The sequence below is a fragment of the Psychromonas sp. MME1 genome (assembly GCF_041080865.1).
Lineage (GTDB): Bacteria > Pseudomonadota > Gammaproteobacteria > Enterobacterales > Psychromonadaceae > Psychromonas.
The window spans coordinates 850,268-869,316 of record NZ_CP160906.1; the positions used below are offsets into that span (position 1 = coordinate 850,268).

Here is a 19,049-nt window from a genome sequence, read left to right on the forward strand (position 1 = left end):
CCGCTAATATCATGATTAAAATAGTACGATAGGTGCTAGTCTAACTGATAGTTTAGAGGTTATATACCCATTTTACCTCCAGATGCTTTGTCAGGCGCTAGCTCGGATATCTGAGCAATATGTAACATGAGGTAATTGTTATTTACTTTTCGTATGCAACACCTAGGGTTGCTTTTGAAGCTAACTTTGAATCTTGAAGTAGTGTGGGTATATGCCCATCACGATTAAATTAGTGAGTATATAAGAGAAATTGAAATTGCAGGCTTTACATTCGTTATGATAAGCCTGCTTTAGGTCAGTCGTTAGTAAAATTATTCCCCTTTTTCAGGTGTCAAAATAGTTAATCGGGCTATTTTTTTGCAAAGCTATAAGTACGATAACCGCCAATCAAGTTACGCGCTCTAAAGCCATTATTAACAAGTTGACGATAAGCTACATTACCGCGTAAACCGACCTGACAATAAATGATTATCTCTTTATCTTTGGGTAACTCATCCATACGTTGACGCAAGCTATCGACAGGAATATTAATCGCACCTTTTAGGTAACCTACATTTTTTAACTCTTCAGGATTACGTACATCAAGGAGAATTTGATCATCGGTTAAGCTATCAATTTGATCAAAATGAATCGGCATAAGGTCGCCTTTCATTACGTTGTTTGCTACAAATGCCGCTTGATTGATGACATCTTTGGCGCTGCCATAGGGGGGGGCATAGGTGAGTTCAATGTGTTGCAGTTGCTCTATCGTCATTCCGGCACGCTGCGCAACCGCTAATATATCAATGCGTTTATCAACACCGTCTTTACCTGCTGCCTGTGCGCCTAAAATTTTTCCATTATTCGGATCAAATAATATTTTTAATGAAACGATTTCTGAGCCCGGATAGTAGCTAGCATGGCTTGCTGTATGTACATAGACTTTTTCATAGGAAACATTCGCACGTTTTAGCTGTTTTTCATTTTTCCCCGTTGCCGCGACCGCTAAATCAAATATTTTGCAAATCGCAGTACCCTGTGTGCCCTGGTAGGATTCATTGCGTCCTAACATGTTATCTGCAGCCATCCGTCCTTGACGGTTAGCTGGGCCAGCAAGTGGAACTATTGTTGGGTTTCCCGTAACAAAGTCTTGTTCTTCAATGGCGTCACCCACAGCGTAGATAAATGGATCGCTTGTTTGCATATTTTCATTTGTGTAAATCCCGCCAAGTTCTCCAATTTTAAGATCTGCATCAACAGCTAATTTTATGTCAGGGCGTACACCAATTGCCATGATTAAAATATCCGTTTTTAATACATCCCCATTGCTCAATGATAGATTTAGATGGCCATTGATATGCTGATGGCTTATATCTTCGCCAGCGCTAATGCTAGCCATATGGGTTTCTGCCACATATTCGACCGCAGATAACGCAACACCGAGACGTAAATCGATCCCATGGCTGCATATTTCAGCATGGGCAAAGCCTGCCATCTCTTTATCAACGGGTGCCATGACTTGATCGGACAGCTCTAGTAGTGTGGTGTTTATCCCTTTTTGATGGAATGCTTCCATCATTTCCAGACCAATGAAACCGCCTCCGACAACGGTGGCATGTTCGACATTATTGGTTGCTATTGTCTGAATAATATTATCCATATCAGGAATATTACGTAAAGAGTGAGTTAATGGATTATTGACCCCGGGGATGGGGGGGACAATCGGGCTAGCACCGGGGCTGAGTAGTAATAAATCGTAACTTTCAGCGTATTCACTATTATCGATTAAATTTCTAATATTGATCGTTTTTTGTTCTCGATTAATACTGAGCACTTCGTTCATGACGCGAACATCGACATTAAAACGCGCCAAGAAACTATCCGGTGTTTGCAGTAGTAGTTTGTTACGATTTTCAATGTCACCACCGATATGGTAAGGCAAACCGCAATTAGCAAAGGAGACAAAAGGGCCTCTTTCAAACATTATAATTTCTGCATTTTCACTTAAACGCCGCGCACGCGCAGCTGCTGATGCGCCACCGGCAACGCCACCAATAATCACAATTTTAGTCATGAAACACTCCAATAATTTTTATAGAATACCTATTTTAAACCTAATTTTTTTAACATCATTACTGCAGGACAAAAGCCAGTAAAAGCACTCTGAATAAGATTAAAGCCAATGAAAACAGTAAACCAAACAAAATTTGGGTGAACGAATGCCGTTAAAATTACCGATAGCAATATCATACAGCCTGCTATTACTCTTACGCCATTATCAATACTCATAATATACTCCTTTAGAGGTGTTTTGTTTTGGTACTATAATAACCTTTATTAGAAAAGTCTAATGTTTTGTTTTTCTAGTTTAGGTTTTTCTAAATTAAATCTTGACTAATGTTTAGCTATTAGTAAAATTTAAACAAATCATAAACTAATTATAGAGGTAATTATGGAACTTCATGATATGAAATCTAAGGCGATGGAAGTCTCTAAATTGCTAAAAACGATGGCTCATCCAGAAAAGGCTGATGGTACTTTGTCAATTGGTTGATGGAGAAGTAGGAGCTGGCCAATTACAAGAGGGGTCAACCCTCAGCCAATCTGCATTTTCACAACATTTGATGGTATTAAAAAAGCATGGTTTAGTTAAGGTTCGCAAAGAATCGCAGTCCGTTTTCTATTCTTTGGCTGATCCTCGAGTGAAGGAGTTGTTTTCGAGTTTTTATACGATTTTTTGTAAATGAGTACAAATATGAATTTCAATATTCCCTGGGAATCCTTTATTGGTGGTGCATTACTTGGTTTATCGGCTGCTGTTTTAATGCTTTTTAGCGGTAAAGTTGCAGGCATAAGCGGCGTGATTGGTGGATTGTTAAAACCGCAACAACATGATTCGAGTTGGCGCATCGCTTTTTTATGTGGCATGGCGATTAGTTTTGTCGTTGTGGCTCCTTTCGGTTTTTCACTTCCTGATATCAGCCACACTAATATTATCGTCATGTGCCTTGGAGGTTTGCTTGTTGGCTTCGGCTCTCGTCTCGGAAATGGTTGTACAAGTGGTCACGGAATCATTGGTTTGGGGCGTTTTTCCAAGCGTTCTATATATGCAACCAGTACCTTTATGGCATCTGCGATGATAGTCGTTTTTTTACGTAAACAATTTGGAGTCTTGTGATGCCAATATCTACACGTTCATCAGTAAAAACAGTGAGAATACTAGCAGCACTGATTGCTGGACTGCTTTTTGGCTGTGGGATGATCGTTTCTGGTATGGTTGATCCCCATAATGTCATTGCATTTTTAAATATCACGGGCAATTGGGATCCGAGTCTTGCTTTCGTGATGGGCGGGGCTCTTGCTGTTTTTACACCATGTTACCACTTCATTATTAAAAAACGTTGTGTAGCTGTGAATGGTGATAAATTTTCTTGGATGAGTAATACAAAGGTTGATGGAACGTTATTGTCTGGAGCAATGTTTTTTGGCATTGGTTGGGGGGTAGCGGGAATTTGCCCCGGACCTGCCATGGCGAGTATCGGGAATTATATTATATTGTATTTTATTTTGAGTATGGTCGTTGGGATGGTACTCGCTAATCTATACTTGTCAGGACGCGTTCCTTTACCTATTGTTGGGTATAGAAATAATGTTTGTGCAGTAAAATCTAATTAACATTTAACCTAAGTAGAGGTTTACATGGAGAAGCCATTAGCTAAAGGATTAGTCGCGAGGGTGATGAATAGTTTTTTGCCTCCTATTCTTATCCTACTGACATTGATTATTGGCGGCTTTTCTCTGTGGTTAACACCGAAGGAAGAAGATCCGCAAATTGTTGTTCCTATGGCCGATGTATTGATCGAAGCTCCTGGGTTAAGCGCAAAACAGATTGAAAAACAGATAACCGAGCCACTTGAAAAACTCGTTAGCGCAATAGATGGTGTTGAATATGTTTATTCATCATCTCAGGAAGGAAATGCACAGATCACCGTGCGCTATTTTGTAGGCGAGGGCCGAGAAAGCGCATTAGTAAAGCTTTACAATAAACTTTATTCTAATCAGGATTTAATCCCGCCATCGGTACAAAATTGGATTGTTAAACCCGTTGAAATTGATGATGTCCCGATTGTTGTTGCTGCATTATATTCAACTAACCCTACGGAAATATCTGCCTATCAATTGCGTCGCATTGCAGAACAAGCAACACAAGGACTTAAGGCGCTCGAATATACAAATAGTGTCAATATTATCGGTGGACAACCCCGGAATATAGAAATTACATTTGATAGCAGTGCCATGGCTAGCCGTAAAACAACGATTGCTGATGTGCAACGAGCCGTTCAATTAACCAATAGTAAACAAAATGCAGGTACGATACATGTAAATGGCCTGCGTTATGAACTTGAATCAGGCCTATTTTTTAGCAAGGCGAGTGAATTAAATAATTTAGTCGTTAATGTTGTTAATGGTAAGGCTGTTTATTTGCAAGATATTGCCACTATCATTGATGCACCAACAGAGCCTCACAGCGACACCTGGATCCGTTATGGTAGCGCTGAACGAAGTGCATCAGATCCATTACCAGCCGTGTTTATTTCAGTTGCGAAGCAAAAAGGCGCCAATGCGGTTGATGTGGCAGAAAGTGTATTACGAGAACTCGATGAATTAAAACAGAGTCAGTTTCCTGATGTTGTCGAAGTCGATATCATCAGAAATTATGGGCAGACAGCCGCTAACAAAGTATCTAATTTAGTTTCAAGTTTAGCTATTTCAATATTAACCGTTGTCGTATTTATTGGGCTGTTTTTAAACTGGCGCAGTGCACTCGTAGTCGGCATTGCCATTCCAATTAGTTATGGTGCAGCATTAGGCTTAGATTTAGCCTTTGGCTATTCCATTAACCGGGTAACACTATTTGCGTTGATTCTATCACTTGGCTTAATTGTTGATGATCCTATCGCCAGCATTGATAATATTGAACGTTACTTAAAGCGTCATGATTTATCGCGCACCAAGGCAATCGTATTAGCAATGGCTGAAATCCGTAGTGCACTGTTAATGTCCACAGTTGCGATTGTCATTGTTTTTACACCTATGTTTTTTATCACCGGGATGATGGGCCCCTATATGGCCCCTTTAGCCTTTAATGTTCCGATCAGTGTCATGTTTAGTACCTTTGTCGCATTTATGATCACGCCTTGGCTAGCTAAAAAAATTCTTAGTAAAGCAGAGCAAGAGGGGGCATATGAGGTTGAATCTACTTTGCTATATAAAGGTTATAAAAGATTATTAATGCCGATGTTAACGAGTAAGGCGCGCAGTTGGGGGTTCTTAGTGCTAGTCGCTTGTATATTTGTTATTGCAGCTTTACTGCCTGTATTACGTTATGTGCCATTAAAATTATTACCTTACGATAATAAGAATGAGTTCCAACTTGTTTTAAATATGGCTGAAAATGCAAGCTTTGTAGACACTTCTAATGTCCTACGCGGTTTTTCCGACTATTTAGTGCGTGTTCCTGAGGTGGTTTCTGTTTCTGCCTTTGCTGGACTAGCATCGCCAATGGATTTCAATGGCATGGTACGCCACTATTTTATGCGTAATCTACCACATCAAGGTGAATTACGAATTGTATTGGCTCAAAAGAATCGTCGTAGTCAGCAATCTCATGAAATAGTTACCCGTTTACGGCGAGATTTAGAGAGTATCGCTACGCAATATAACGCAGATATTCAACTGGTTGAAGTACCACCTGGCCCCCCTGTGATGGCAACGATCAGTGCGGAGGTTTATGGTGAAGAGACAACACCCTATAATAAATTGCAGGAACAAGCGAAAGTAATCGCAGCGCGACTTGCTAGAAATGAATTTGTTAGTGAAGTGGATACATCAATTCAAGGTGATTATCAAGCTTGGCAATTTATTGTTGACAGTGAAAAGGCGGCTCTTTCGGGAATATCAATTAAAGATATCAATGCCACCATCATGGCCGCCAATAAAGGTTTAGTGATTGGCTATTTGCAAGCAGAACGGGAAATAAATCCATTACCAATCACGATTCACTTACCAAGTAATGAACGAGATAAATTAGATAAAATTCTCTCTTTATATGTACGCGGTCAAGCTGGTATCAGCAAACAAGAAATACAAGGAGCGCTGTTTGATGCACCACAGCCCCTAGTGCAAATTTCAGAATTGGGTGCGTTTAGAAAAAGAAGTGTTCAACAGCCTATTTTTCATAAAAATCTTAAACCTGTCGTTTATATTTACGCTGAGCCAATTGGTCTCGTTCCTGGTGAAGTAATTGCCGACGTTATTGCCGATGAAAATGCCCCCTCATCTACTACAGCTGTACCATTTTCTGATAGAAGCTATATTAACAATGGTGCTGGCGATGGGTGGCAAGTGAACAGCGATATTACCGTTATTTGGAGCGGAGAAGGGGAATGGAAAATTACCATTGATGTATTCCGTGATTTAGGGATTGCCTATGGTGCGGCTTTACTGGGGGTCTTCATCATTATGTTAGTGCAAACAGGCTTGCCTGCTGTATCAGGTATCATAATGCTCGCCATTCCATTGACGGTGATCGGTATTATGCCTGGCTTCTGGCTATTAAATAGTTTCTCAGCAGAGATAGAAGGGTACCCGAATCCAGTATTGTTCACCGCAACGGCTATGATAGGTATGATTGCACTTGCTGGGATCGTGGTACGTAATTCTCTAGTTTTGATTGAATTTATCCAACAATCATTACAACAGGGAAAAGATCTACAAAGTGCCTTGATTGAATCTGGTGCGGTACGTATGCGCCCTATTTTGTTAACAGCAGGCACAACGTTATTAGGCAATATTGTTATTACATTAGATCCCATTTTTAATGGATTAGCTTGGGCAATTATTTTTGGGATCACTGCATCAACCGTATTTACACTATTGGTTGTACCTATTGTCTATAATCTTGCCTATAAAGATGTTGAAGGCCATGGCTTGCCACAAATAACGGAGGAAGGCGCATGAAATATTCAAAAACTATATTAGCAGCAGGGCTGTTTTTAATATTGGCACTGTTATTCCTCTACATGGCGGGTTTTTTTACCACTAAATTAGCACAGCAGCAACACGAAGAGGTAAATGATATAGCTAATCTGGTGACGATTAAACTCGCAACGAGAAATATAACTAATGAACGGCAGTTTGTAGCTATTGTAAATGCACAACAAAAAGCGATTCTTTCTTCGAGAATAACCGCAAAAATTGCTGAGGTATTAGTTGATGTGGGCGATAAGGTTGAACAAGGTGATATATTAATACGTTTAGAAGGTGCTGCTCTCAACGCGATAGTACGTCAAACAGAACAGGCTTTGTCATCAGCACAAGCGCAACTAAATGTTGCGCGTAAAGAATTTCTACGTGCGCAGCAGTTATTAAATAAAAAGTTAATTTCACAAGCACAATTTGATCAGGTCGAGTCTCAATTTAAAACGCAAAGTGCAAACTTTAAAAGTGCTAAGGCTTCTTTAGAGGAGGCTGAAACAACCTATGGCTATAGTTTAATTACCGCACCATTCTCTGGGGTAATAGATACGCGATCAATTTATGTTGGCGATACAGCAGTTCCTGGAATGGCTCTGCTTAGTCTATACAATCCACAAACCCTTCAATTACAAGCAAATATATCAGAATCATTAATTAATAAAGCAATGTTAAATAAAGTATTGCGCTATGAAATCCCAACCTTTGCAATAAAAGGGGAAGGGCAAGTCGTGACAGTTTCTCCTGCAACGGATAATAGTTCACATAGTTTTATTGTTAAAATAGCATTGAACCATCTAGATCAAGTTTTTCCTGGGAGTTATGGAAAAGTGTGGGTAGAAACCGACACCGATAATATTATCACTGTACCTGATGAAGCTATTTATAAGATTGGGCAAATTGATTATGTCAAGGTACTAGAAAATGAAAAAATACAAACTAAATTAGTGCAACTTGGAGAAGATAATAGAATACGTAAAGGATTAAAAGATGGCGATTTAGTCATTCTTAATCCGCTTAATCATCAACAACAAGTGTTGAAATAAAAATAGAAAACCATTTTTGAATGGTTTTTAGTCAAAGAACAGTGATTTTGTATGTTAAATATACAAACAGATTCGTGTTTGAATAAACTTGTCCATAAACACTTGCCAATGTGATCGAAATCCCTATAATGCGCATCCACAGACACGGGGCGTAACGCAAGTTAGCCGCCAGGGTTTAGAATAAAAGAAACGCATTTATCGCTTCGTAAGAAATGTAAAATAAGACGTTGACATTGTTCGAAAGGCGCGTAATATACGCACCTCGCCGCAAGGCAGCTCTTTAACAATTTAATCAAACAATCTGTGTGGGCACTTATTGTTGATGTGATTTCAAATAATCAAAAAGTAACGCTTCTGCTTGCAGAAAGTTACACCTAACTTGTTTAGGTAACATCAATAGAAGTGACACACGAATTAATTCATTTACATTGAAAGATTTATCTTTCAATGATTAACAGGCCAAATATTTATATTTGGTGGTTAATTCAGAAAAAAAAAAGAACGTAAGTTCTTTAGTTTTAGTCAGTAATATTGAGTCGTATCGAAAGATACAAATTAAACTTTAAATTGAAGAGTTTGATCATGGCTCAGATTGAACGCTGGCGGCAGGCTTAACACATGCAAGTCGAACGGTAACAGAGAATAGCTTGCTATTTTGCTGACGAGTGGCGGACGGGTGAGTAATGCTTGGGAATTTACCTTGTTGTGGGGGACAACAGTTGGAAACGACTGCTAATACCGCATAATGTCTTTTGACCAAAGGTGGCCTCTATTTATAAGCTATCGCGACAAGATGAGCCCAAGTGGGATTAGCTAGTTGGTAGGGTAAAGGCCTACCAAGGCGACGATCCCTAGCTGGTCTTAGAGGATGACCAGCCACACTGGAACTGAGACACGGTCCAGACTCCTACGGGAGGCAGCAGTGGGGAATATTGCACAATGGGGGAAACCCTGATGCAGCCATGCCGCGTGTGTGAAGAAGGCTTTCGGGTTGTAAAGCACTTTCAGCGAGGAGGAAAGGGTGCAGGCTAATACCCTGTATCTGTGACGTTACTCGCAGAAGAAGCACCGGCTAACTCCGTGCCAGCAGCCGCGGTAATACGGAGGGTGCGAGCGTTAATCGGAATTACTGGGCGTAAAGCGCGCGTAGGTGGTTAATTAAGTCAGATGTGAAAGCCCAGGGCTCAACCTTGGAACTGCATTTGAAACTGGTTAACTAGAGTTTTGTAGAGGGTGGTAGAATTTCAGGTGTAGCGGTGAAATGCGTAGAGATCTGAAGGAATACCAGTGGCGAAGGCGGCCACCTGGACAGAGACTGACACTGAGGCGCGAAGGCGTGGGGAGCAAACGGGATTAGATACCCCGGTAGTCCACGCAGTAAACGATGTCTATTAGAAGTTTGTGGCTATATGCCGTGGGTTTCAAAGCTAACGCATTAAATAGACCGCCTGGGGAGTACGGCCGCAAGGTTAAAACTCAAATGAATTGACGGGGGCCCGCACAAGCGGTGGAGCATGTGGTTTAATTCGATGCAACGCGAAGAACCTTACCATCCCTTGACATCCAGAGAATCACCAAGAGATTGATGAGTGCCTTCGGGAGCTCTGAGACAGGTGCTGCATGGCTGTCGTCAGCTCGTGTTGTGAAATGTTGGGTTAAGTCCCGCAACGAGCGCAACCCCTATCCTTATTTGCCAGCGGGTCATGCCGGGAACTCTAGGGAGACTGCCGGTGATAAACCGGAGGAAGGTGGGGACGACGTCAAGTCATCATGGCCCTTACGGGATGGGCTACACACGTGCTACAATGGCAAATACAAAGGGTTGCTAACCTGCGAGGGTATGCGAATCTCATAAAGTTTGTCGTAGTCCGGATCGGAGTCTGCAACTCGACTCCGTGAAGTTGGAATCGCTAGTAATCGTGGATCAGAATGCCACGGTGAATACGTTCCCGGGCCTTGTACACACCGCCCGTCACACCATGGGAGTGGGCTGCACCAGAAGTCATTAGCTTAACCTTCGGGATGGCGATGACCACGGTGTGGTTCATGACTGGGGTGAAGTCGTAACAAGGTAGCCCTAGGGGAACCTGGGGCTGGATCACCTCCTTACGTAAAGAAATTCACAATAATGAGTGTTCACACAGATTGTTTGATTAGAATGATAAAGACGTATGACAGGCCGTTATTGGGTCTGTAGCTCAGTTGGTTAGAGCGCACCCCTGATAAGGGTGACAGGCAGTTCAAATCTGCCCAGACCCACCAATTTCTTGTAAGTTTACTTGAAATTGTGAACAATCTGTTTATACAAACCATGTTGGGGCTATAGCTCAGCTGGGAGAGCGCCTGCCTTGCACGCAGGAGGTTTTATCCCGCTTAGCTCCACCACTTACATTAGTAAGTGTACCAACATGAACCTCTTTTAGAGGGAGAGGCTTAAGATAAGTTAGATAATTTATCTTAAGCTTTTTTTTACGAAAAGTTTGCTCTTTAACAATTAGGAAAGCTGATAAAGTTCTGTTTGAACGTATCGATATAGATATCAATATGTTTAAACGAAACGAAATTGTTCTCAATGATTAATTTATTAATCATTGTAATCAAGCAAAAATAAAAAGTTCATTTTTCACGTAGTGAAATGTGAACAGTACGTATCTACTCAATCATATGATTGATAGGTGCACGAAAAACGAATGTTGTTTTTTGTATTGTAAAATATGAGAAATCGCAAGCGTCTTGGAAACGACATACAAAACAAAAATCAGTATTAAGTAGTGATGCCAAATGGTGTTGCCCACTCAGACATTGACAAAAAGACGTCAATCTCTTGTTGGGAACAATACCTAAAACGCGTCACTGCGTGACACTTTCTTAGGTGTTGTATGGTTAAGTGAATAAGCGTGCACGGTGGATGCCTAGGCAATTAGAGGCGATGAAGGACGTGGTAATCTGCGATAAGTCCAGGGGAGTTGATAACAAGCGTTATATCCTGGAATTTCCGAATGGGGCAACCCGGCACTTAGTGTCATCGTTAAGTGAATACATAGCTTAACGAAGCGAACGAGGGGAACTGAAACATCTAAGTACCCTTAGGAAAAGAAATCAACCGAGATTCCGAAAGTAGCGGCGAGCGAAATTGGAACAGCCCTTAAGCTGTTTAGAAGTTAGTAGAATGGTCTGGAAAGTCCGACGATACAGGGTGATAGTCCCGTATATGACAACTTCTTTACAGTGAAAACGAGTAAGACGGGACACGAGAAATCCTGTTTGAATATGGGGGGACCATCCTCCAAGGCTAAATACTCCTAATTGACCGATAGTGAACCAGTACCGTGAGGGAAAGGCGAAAAGAACCCCTGTGAGGGAAGTGAAATAGAACCTGAAACCGTGTACGTACAAGCAGTAGGAGCCGACTTAGTTCGGTGACTGCGTACCTTTTGTATAATGGGTCAACGACTTAATTTCAGTAGCAAGGTTAACCGTATAGGGGAGCCGTAGGGAAACCGAGTCTTAACTGGGCGAATAGTTGCTGGGATTAGACCCGAAACTTGGTAATCTAGCCATGAGCAGGTTGAAGGTTGAGTAACATCAACTGGAGGACCGAACCCACTAATGTTGAAAAATTAGGGGATGACTTGTGGCTGGGGGTGAAAGGCCAATCAAACCAAGAGATAGCTGGTTCTCCTCGAAAGCTATTTAGGTAGCGCCTCGTGTATCACTGTTGGGGGTAGAGCACTGTTTGGGCTAGGGGGTCATCCCGACTTACCAACCCCATGCAAACTCCGAATACCAACAAGTGCAATCACGGGAGACACACGGCGGGTGCTAACGTCCGTCGTGGAAAGGGAAACAACCCAGACCGCCAGCTAAGGTCCCAAAGTATATGTTAAGTGGGAAACGATGTGGGAAGGCTTAGACAGCTAGGAAGTTGGCTTAGAAGCAGCCATCTTTTAAAGAAAGCGTAATAGCTCACTAGTCGAGTCGGCCTGCGCGGAAGATTTAACGGGGCTAAACATATCACCGAAGCTGCGGATGCTTATTTATAGGCATGGTAGAGGAGCGTTCTGTAAGCCGTCGAAGGGAAAGCTGTAAGGCATCCTGGAGGTATCAGAAGTGCGAATGTTGACATGAGTAACGATAAGGGGGGTGAAAAACCTCCCCGCCGGAAGACCAAGGGTTCCTGTCCAACGTTAATCGGGGCAGGGTGAGTCGACCCCTAAGGCGAGGCCGAAAGGCGTAGTCGATGGGAAACGGGTTAATATTCCCGTACCCTTATATTTTGCGATGGGAGGACGGAGAAGGCTAGGTGGGCCTGGCGATGGTTGTCCAGGTTCAAGTATGTAGGTGGAAGACTTAGGTAAATCCGGGTTTTCTTAACACTGAGATACGATGTCGAGTCACTAAGGTGATGAAGTCATTGATGCCATGCTTCCAGGAAAAGTCTCTAAGCTTCAGAAATATAAGGATCGTACCCCAAACCGACACAGGTGGTCAGGTAGAGAATACCAAGGCGCTTGAGAGAACTCGGGTGAAGGAACTAGGCAAAATGGTACCGTAACTTCGGGAGAAGGTACGCCGCTGACGGTGAAGTCCCTTGCGGATGGAGCTATTGGCGGCCGAAGATACCAGATGGCTGCAACTGTTTATTAAAAACACAGCACTGTGCTAAATCGCAAGATGACGTATACGGTGTGACGCCTGCCCGGTGCCGGAAGGTTAATTGATGGGGTTAGACTTAGGTCGAAGCTCTTGATCGAAGCCCCGGTAAACGGCGGCCGTAACTATAACGGTCCTAAGGTAGCGAAATTCCTTGTCGGGTAAGTTCCGACCTGCACGAATGGCGTAATGATGGCCATGCTGTCTCCACCCGAGACTCAGTGAAGTTGAAATCGCTGTGAAGATGCAGTGTACCCGCGGCTAGACGGAAAGACCCCGTGAACCTTTACTACAGCTTAGCAGTGAACTTAGAGCCTACATGTGTAGGATAGGTGGGAGGCTATGAAGCGTTGTCGCCAGATGACGTGGAGCCAACCTTGAAATACCACCCTTGTATGTTTTGAGTTCTAACCATGGCCCCTGAATCGGGGTTTGGGACATTGTTTGGTGGGTAGTTTGACTGGGGCGGTCTCCTCCCAAAGAGTAACGGAGGAGTACGAAGGTTGGCTAATCACGGTCGGACATCGTGAGGTTAGTACAATGGTATAAGCCAGCTTAACTGCGAGACAGACACGTCGAGCAGGTACGAAAGTAGGTCATAGTGATCCGGTGGTTCTGAATGGAAGGGCCATCGCTCAACGGATAAAAGGTACTCCGGGGATAACAGGCTGATACCGCCCAAGAGTTCATATCGACGGCGGTGTTTGGCACCTCGATGTCGGCTCATCACATCCTGGGGCTGAAGTCGGTCCCAAGGGTATGGCTGTTCGCCATTTAAAGTGGTACGCGAGCTGGGTTTAGAACGTCGTGAGACAGTTCGGTCCCTATCTCCGTGGGCGTTTGAGAATTGAGAGGAGCTGCTCCTAGTACGAGAGGACCGGAGTGGACGAACCGCTGGTGTTTGGGTTGTCATGCCAATGGCATTGCCCAGTAGCTACGTTCGGAATCGATAACCGCTGAAAGCATCTAAGCGGGAAGCGAGCCTCAAGATGAGTTCTCACTGGGACTTTAAGTCCCCTAAAGGGCCGTTGGAGACTACAACGTTGATAGGCAAGGTGTGTAAGTGCGGTAACGTATTGAGCTAACTTGTACTAATTACCCGTGAGGCTTAACCATACAACACCTAAGACGTGTTGATGTAACCAAGAAAAAGTACGTTTGCGACAATATATTTTACAACTTGCAAGATTAAAGAATAATAGACAGCTTTTCTAATTAACTTTTTAGCTTGGCGAACATAGCGCTGTGGTCCCACCTGATCCCATTCCGAACTCAGAAGTGAAACGCAGCTGCGCCGATGGTAGTGTGGGGTCTCCCCATGTGAGAGTAGGTCATCGCCAAGCGCCTAATAAACGAAAAATCCCTGTTGACGATGTCAGCAGGGATTTTTTCTTTTTAGGGTACTGACGACGATGACCTGCTCGAGAGTAGGGCGAGTATCGCGACAGCAATGTGTCACGAGCGGGTGAGCGCTGCGAGCCCTTTCCATCGCCAAGCGCCCAATTAAACAAACCCAGTAGGTCTTTTCTTACTGGGTTTGTTTAATTCTGATGATTTATGACTACTCTTGAGAGTAGGGCGAGTATCGCGATAGCGATGTGTCACGAGCTTCGGTGCTCTGCGACGACTTTCCATTGCTAGACGCCTATTTAGAAGAAGCCCTGATAGAAATATCAGGGCTTTTTTGCTTTTTAGAGACGATAAAAGTGGCCCATCAACGTCAAGCAAACTAACGGACCTTGCTCTCCTTCCCATTCCTAACTCAGAAGTGAAACGCAGCTGCGCTGATGGTACTTAGTTGCTCCTTGTTTCCTTGAACCTCGTTCAAGGGACTTCAATGCAAAAGGGTCTCCCCATGTGAGAGTAGGGCGGCGAATTTGGCGCTAGCCAAGGTCTATGAGCGGGCTAAGCTCCGCGTGCCCTGGTTGTTTGTCGATAGGCAAGAGCCTCGAGCGGTCAACCTAATTGTCGCCTAATAGACCATAGCCAGATATTTGAATTTGAATTATGTTGATAACTTTTTTGTTGTGTTTTTGTATATTTAAAATAAATTGAGCTATATAATTCATTGAGTTTTTTGATTCAATAATATGGAATTTAATATGAAAAAAAATGTTCTCTTTCTTGTGCTTAATACTGTACTACTTCCCATTACAGCAAATGCTGAAAGTAACCATTCTAGTATTCACGAACAAGTTTCAGATCAAGTTATTGCAAAGCAGCGTGATACGTTGGCTATAAATACGAAAGATAAAGGATTTGGTCCTCAGTCTCCCCGTGATATAGACTCTATTTTAGGTAATAATCAGCGTTTCTTTTCTTCTGCTCCTCCTTATTCAAATATGAACCTATGTAATATTCATTTTCATAAAAATGCAGAACATAAAGGGGGAGAGTTTACAAAATATGCTGGTAATGGTGATGGACATGGTTATCAGAGTGGTTATATGTATTCCGGAATGCTTGAGCCTGATGAGTTAAAACCAGTTCATCAGGAGGTATGCCCAAGCAAACATGGCAATCTGTCACCAGGTGATACGATTGAAGTGCATTATGTCTATTCAACTGCTCAAGTGTCTCCAGGTCCTACTTTAGCTTCTTGCTTAAGTGATTCAATTGTTAATCCTCAATTACGAGTAGAAACACAAGTTTATGTCTTGGTAAATGACAACAAAGCATTAGATTTTACTGATCTAACTAGCTATGGTTTGAATAATGGATTATACCAAGCATTAAATATCCCTAGTAATACAGGTACTCCTATCCAATATGCAGGTTCAACTACTGGGCCAACATACAATGAACAGGCATCTCCCTTCCAAGTTACATGGAGTGTACGTCCTAGTATTGCGAAGGTTAATGTAGAGTCTGTTGGTGAATGGTGTAAAGGCAATGTCTTTAATGAAGATCATGCTCATGGTGTAAGAAATTTGGTTGTTAATCCAGCGCTTTTGTCAAAAATAGACTGATAAATTTACTTTAAATTTATTTCTTGGTCTGTTTTTAGCTATTTTAATGTGATTAAAATGTCATGTTGAGTTGTTTTTATAGATTCATCGTGCATAATTAAGCGTCATTAACTTTGCTGAGTTAGTGATATCAATGCAAATTATTTATTTTAAAAGGAATTAAAATGACACTAATAAAAAAATTATCTGCTGAGTTTATTGGCACATTTTGGTTGGTATTAGGTGGTTGTGGGAGTGCAGTAATTGCTGCAGGCTTTCCTAATGTAGGCATTGGTCTGCTAGGGGTATCATTTGCATTTGGTTTAACCGTACTAACCATGGCATACGCAATTGGGCATATTTCTGGTTGCCACCTAAATCCAGCTGTATCAATAGGTCTTTGGTCAGGTGGTCGTTTTCCTGTCAGTGAACTTGTACCCTATATTGTTGTGCAAGTTGCTGGCGGTTTAACAGGCGCAGCTGTTTTATATGTTATTGCTTCAGGGCAAGCTGGCTTTGATATTTCAGCTGGATTTGCAACTAATGGATATGGTGAACACTCTCCTGGTGGATATAGTTTAATTGCAGCCTTGGTTTGTGAAATTGTCATGACCTTTATGTTTCTCATTATTATTTTAGGGGCTACCGATAAACGTGCTCCGCAGGGATTTGCACCTATTGCGATTGGTTTAGGACTTACTTTAATTCATCTGATTAGTATTCCTGTAACTAATACTTCGGTCAACCCAGCAAGAAGTACTGGTGTTGCTATTTTACAAGGTGATTGGGCATTATCGCAATTATGGCTCTTTTGGCTTGCGCCAATAGCTGGTGCTATGTTAGCTGGTGTTGTTTATAGATGGCTTGGATCTACTAAAGAAGCGTAAAAATATTTGAAACTAGTATTAACGCTGTTTTTTTAAATAAAAAACAGCGTTTTTTTATATCTATTTTTTATTGTTGCGTTGATGTCGATTGGATGTTTTATGTGGAATATCCGTAGGTACAGTTTGCAATGAAAAAATATGTTTGCCTGCTAAAATTGGATGTTTAAGTAACATTCTTGGCCCTGCATACTGCATTATCTCTTTTGCCTGTATGCGTTGTTTGTTTTTATAACAGTGGATAGGGCATTTGTTGCATGAGGGTTTGTTTTGCCCGTAGGGACAACGATCTAGCTTTTCATTCGCATAGTTTATAAACTCACTGCAGTTAAGACAAAGGGAGCTCTCTCCTTGTTGTCTATGGTGCCCATGACAATATATTTTGACCATTGCTTCAATGGTTTTAAATTCAGTCGCTAAACGTCCAGTGAATACATACATCGTTAATTTGACTCTTATCTATTAACCGTAAATAAAGTAGAATAGCTGTTTATCTATACCTTCACAATTGAGTATTTTGCTTTGATCTCATCTTTTTTTGCTCCTACGGGTCCTTTAAGCCAAAAATTGCCCCATTTTATTGCCCGTGATGCACAGCTAGAAATGGCTGAGGCTGTTGCCATAGCGATTAAAAATAGCAGCAATTTAGTGGTTGAAGCTGAAACTGGAACGGGGAAAACTTTTGCATATCTTGCTCCCACTCTTCTCTCTTTTGATAAGGATAAATCACCAAAAATTATTGTTTCAACAGGGAGTAAAGCGTTACAAGAACAACTTTTTATTAAAGATTTACCAATTCTAATCGAAACGACCCGGTTTACTGGCTCTGTCGCTTTATTAAAGGGGCGCAGTAACTATCTCTGTAACGAACGTTTAAATCGCTTTATGCTGGAAACTAAACATAAAGATCAGCATATGCATACGGAGCTAGTGAAAGTTAAGAATTGGTCACTGGCAACCCGTGTTGGTGATATTGCTGAAATTAATGATTTAGCCGAAGATGCCGCAATCATTCCTGCTATCACGAGTAACAATGATAATTGTTTAGGTCGTCAGTGCCCGAGCTTTGATGACTGTTTTATCGTCAAAGCGCGTAAAAAAGCAATGCACTCTGATTTGATTGTTATTAATCATCATCTGTTTTTTGCCGATTTAGCCGTTAAGGAGACCGGTTTTGGTGAATTAATGCCTGAAGCTGGCGTCTATATTTTTGACGAAGCACATCAACTGCCTGACATTGCGAGTTTGTATTTCGGTGAATCTTTATCTAGCCGGCAATTAATCGATCTGGCCAAAGAGATTGATTTCGTTTATCGCAGTGAACTTAAAGAAGCAAAACAGATGGCTAAAGCGGCTGAACAATTGCGAATCTGCACACTCGATTTTCGTTTGGCCTTCGCCTTAGATAAAGGTAGCGGCAGTTGGCGAGATAAATCACGTGAGCGCATCATGCAATTGCATATGCAGCGATTATTACAGGTGATGGATTTTCTGAAAGAGGTGATAGGTGATTTGTTAGGTAAAAGCGAAGTGTTAGATCACAGCTTCGATCGTCTAAACCAATTCACATTGTTGCTTAAAAAATTAAATAGTGTCAATGAAACTGGTTTTAGTTATTGGTTTGATTGCTCCAAATTGCACTTTTCCTTAAATATTACCCCACTTAGTGTGGCGGATAGATTTCAATCCGAGTGCCAAAAGAAGCAGGCAGCATGGATTTTTACTTCAGCAACGTTATCAGTAAAAGGGCTGTTTGACCATTTTACAGAACTGCTTGGTTTACAAAATAGCCAATGTTTACAATTAAGTAGCCCGTTTGATTATGCCAAACAAAGTTTATTTGTAGTACCTAGGTTATTGCCTGAGCCAGGAACCCCAGGCTTAGCCGAAAAACTAATTGAACAATTAGCACCAGTTATTCGTGCTAGTAAAGGGCGGTGCTTCTTTTTATGTACAAGCCATGCGATGATGAACCAATTGGCAAATGGCTTTAGGCAAACTCTCACCATGCCCGTACTTATACAAGGTGAAAAGAGTAAACAGGCATTGCTCGATGAATTTATTAGTCATGGTAATGCGTTGTTAGTTGCAACGGGGAGTTTTTGGGAAGGAGTCGATGTGCGTGGGCAGGTTTTATCCTGTGTTATTATTGATAAAATTCCTTTTACCTCTCCCGATGAACCTTTACTTAAAGCAAGAATTGAAGACGCACAATTGAAGGGAAAAGATCCGTTTTCAGATGTACAATTACCGCAAGCAGTGATTACCTTCAAACAAGGAATTGGTCGCTTAATTCGTGCAGAGCAAGACCGAGGCGTTATAATTGTTTGTGATAACCGTTTAGTGACACGTAAATATGGAAATTTATTTCTTAATAGTTTACCGTGCATGCCACGTACGCGATCCCTTGATAATGCGATTGCTTTTTTAGAAACAATTGATTAGAAAATAAAGTCTTAAACCTGTTGCTGATAAATGTTATACAGGCATGATAGATAAGAGAT

At 41.8% G+C, this 19,049-nt stretch carries 11 protein-coding genes, 2 tRNA genes and 3 rRNA genes; 13 read left to right on the top strand and 3 right to left on the bottom strand.

The window, feature by feature from the left end:
* Positions 1-349: 349 nt before the first annotated feature.
* A complete protein-coding gene (locus AB2N10_RS04045) occupies positions 350-2,053 on the bottom strand; it encodes an FAD-dependent oxidoreductase (RefSeq protein ID WP_369434359.1) in 1,704 nt (567 codons plus the stop codon).
* A 29-nt stretch (positions 2,054-2,082) separates the two neighbouring features.
* Entirely contained in the window at positions 2,083-2,268 is a 186-nt protein-coding gene (locus AB2N10_RS04050) for a DUF2892 domain-containing protein (RefSeq protein WP_354625562.1), read from the bottom strand.
* Between the two features lie 242 nt (positions 2,269-2,510).
* Here AB2N10_RS04050 and AB2N10_RS04055 point away from each other — a divergent pair, with 242 nt between their 5' ends.
* The 12 genes from AB2N10_RS04055 (at position 2,511) to aqpZ (ending at position 16,548) form a co-directional block, all read left to right on the top strand.
* Positions 2,511-2,726, top strand: coding sequence for an ArsR/SmtB family transcription factor (locus AB2N10_RS04055; protein ID WP_369434360.1), 216 nt, complete (start codon positions 2,511-2,513; stop codon positions 2,724-2,726).
* An 8-nt stretch (positions 2,727-2,734) separates the two neighbouring features.
* A complete protein-coding gene (locus AB2N10_RS04060; protein WP_354625564.1) occupies positions 2,735-3,157 on the top strand; it encodes a YeeE/YedE thiosulfate transporter family protein in 423 nt (140 codons plus the stop codon).
* A complete protein-coding gene (locus AB2N10_RS04065; RefSeq protein ID WP_354625565.1) occupies positions 3,157-3,654 on the top strand; it encodes a YeeE/YedE family protein in 498 nt (165 codons plus the stop codon). The genes AB2N10_RS04060 and AB2N10_RS04065 overlap by 1 nt, the downstream gene beginning before the upstream one ends.
* 24 nt (positions 3,655-3,678) lie before the next feature.
* Positions 3,679-6,999 carry an efflux RND transporter permease subunit gene (locus AB2N10_RS04070; protein ID WP_369434361.1) on the top strand — a complete coding sequence of 1,107 codons (3,321 nt, stop codon included), beginning with the start codon at positions 3,679-3,681 and terminating at the stop codon, positions 6,997-6,999.
* Positions 6,996-8,060, top strand: coding sequence for an efflux RND transporter periplasmic adaptor subunit (locus AB2N10_RS04075; protein ID WP_369434362.1), 1,065 nt, complete (start codon positions 6,996-6,998; stop codon positions 8,058-8,060). Before AB2N10_RS04070 ends, AB2N10_RS04075 begins: the two co-directional genes overlap by 4 nt.
* 564 nt (positions 8,061-8,624) lie before the next feature.
* A 16S ribosomal RNA gene (locus tag AB2N10_RS04080) occupies positions 8,625-10,169 on the top strand.
* Between the two features lie 78 nt (positions 10,170-10,247).
* Positions 10,248-10,322, top strand: a tRNA-Ile gene (locus tag AB2N10_RS04085).
* A 54-nt stretch (positions 10,323-10,376) separates the two neighbouring features.
* Positions 10,377-10,445 (top strand) — tRNA-Ala (locus tag AB2N10_RS04090).
* Between the two features lie 496 nt (positions 10,446-10,941).
* A 23S ribosomal RNA gene (locus AB2N10_RS04095) occupies positions 10,942-13,829 on the top strand.
* A gap of 111 nt (positions 13,830-13,940) precedes the next feature.
* A 5S ribosomal RNA gene (gene rrf, locus AB2N10_RS04100) occupies positions 13,941-14,056 on the top strand.
* The 16S, 23S and 5S rRNA genes sit together here with 2 tRNA genes alongside, the layout of an rRNA operon.
* Before the next feature lie 759 nt (positions 14,057-14,815).
* On the top strand, positions 14,816-15,682 hold the full coding sequence (locus AB2N10_RS04105; protein ID WP_354625570.1) for a delta-class carbonic anhydrase: 867 nt from the start codon (positions 14,816-14,818) through the stop codon (positions 15,680-15,682).
* Positions 15,683-15,846: 164 nt separating this feature from the next.
* The gene (gene aqpZ, locus AB2N10_RS04110; protein ID WP_369434363.1) at positions 15,847-16,548 is read left to right on the top strand and encodes an aquaporin Z; all 702 of its coding nucleotides are present in this window, start codon (positions 15,847-15,849) and stop codon (positions 16,546-16,548) included.
* A 60-nt stretch (positions 16,549-16,608) separates the two neighbouring features.
* Here aqpZ and AB2N10_RS04115 read toward each other — a convergent pair whose 3' ends face one another.
* Positions 16,609-16,986, bottom strand: coding sequence for a nitrous oxide-stimulated promoter family protein (locus AB2N10_RS04115; RefSeq protein ID WP_369434364.1), 378 nt, complete (start codon positions 16,984-16,986; stop codon positions 16,609-16,611).
* Positions 16,987-17,067: 81 nt separating this feature from the next.
* Between AB2N10_RS04115 and AB2N10_RS04120 the strand changes: the two genes are divergently transcribed.
* The gene (locus AB2N10_RS04120; RefSeq protein ID WP_369434365.1) at positions 17,068-18,990 is read left to right on the top strand and encodes an ATP-dependent DNA helicase; all 1,923 of its coding nucleotides are present in this window, start codon (positions 17,068-17,070) and stop codon (positions 18,988-18,990) included.
* Positions 18,991-19,049 lie beyond the last annotated feature (59 nt).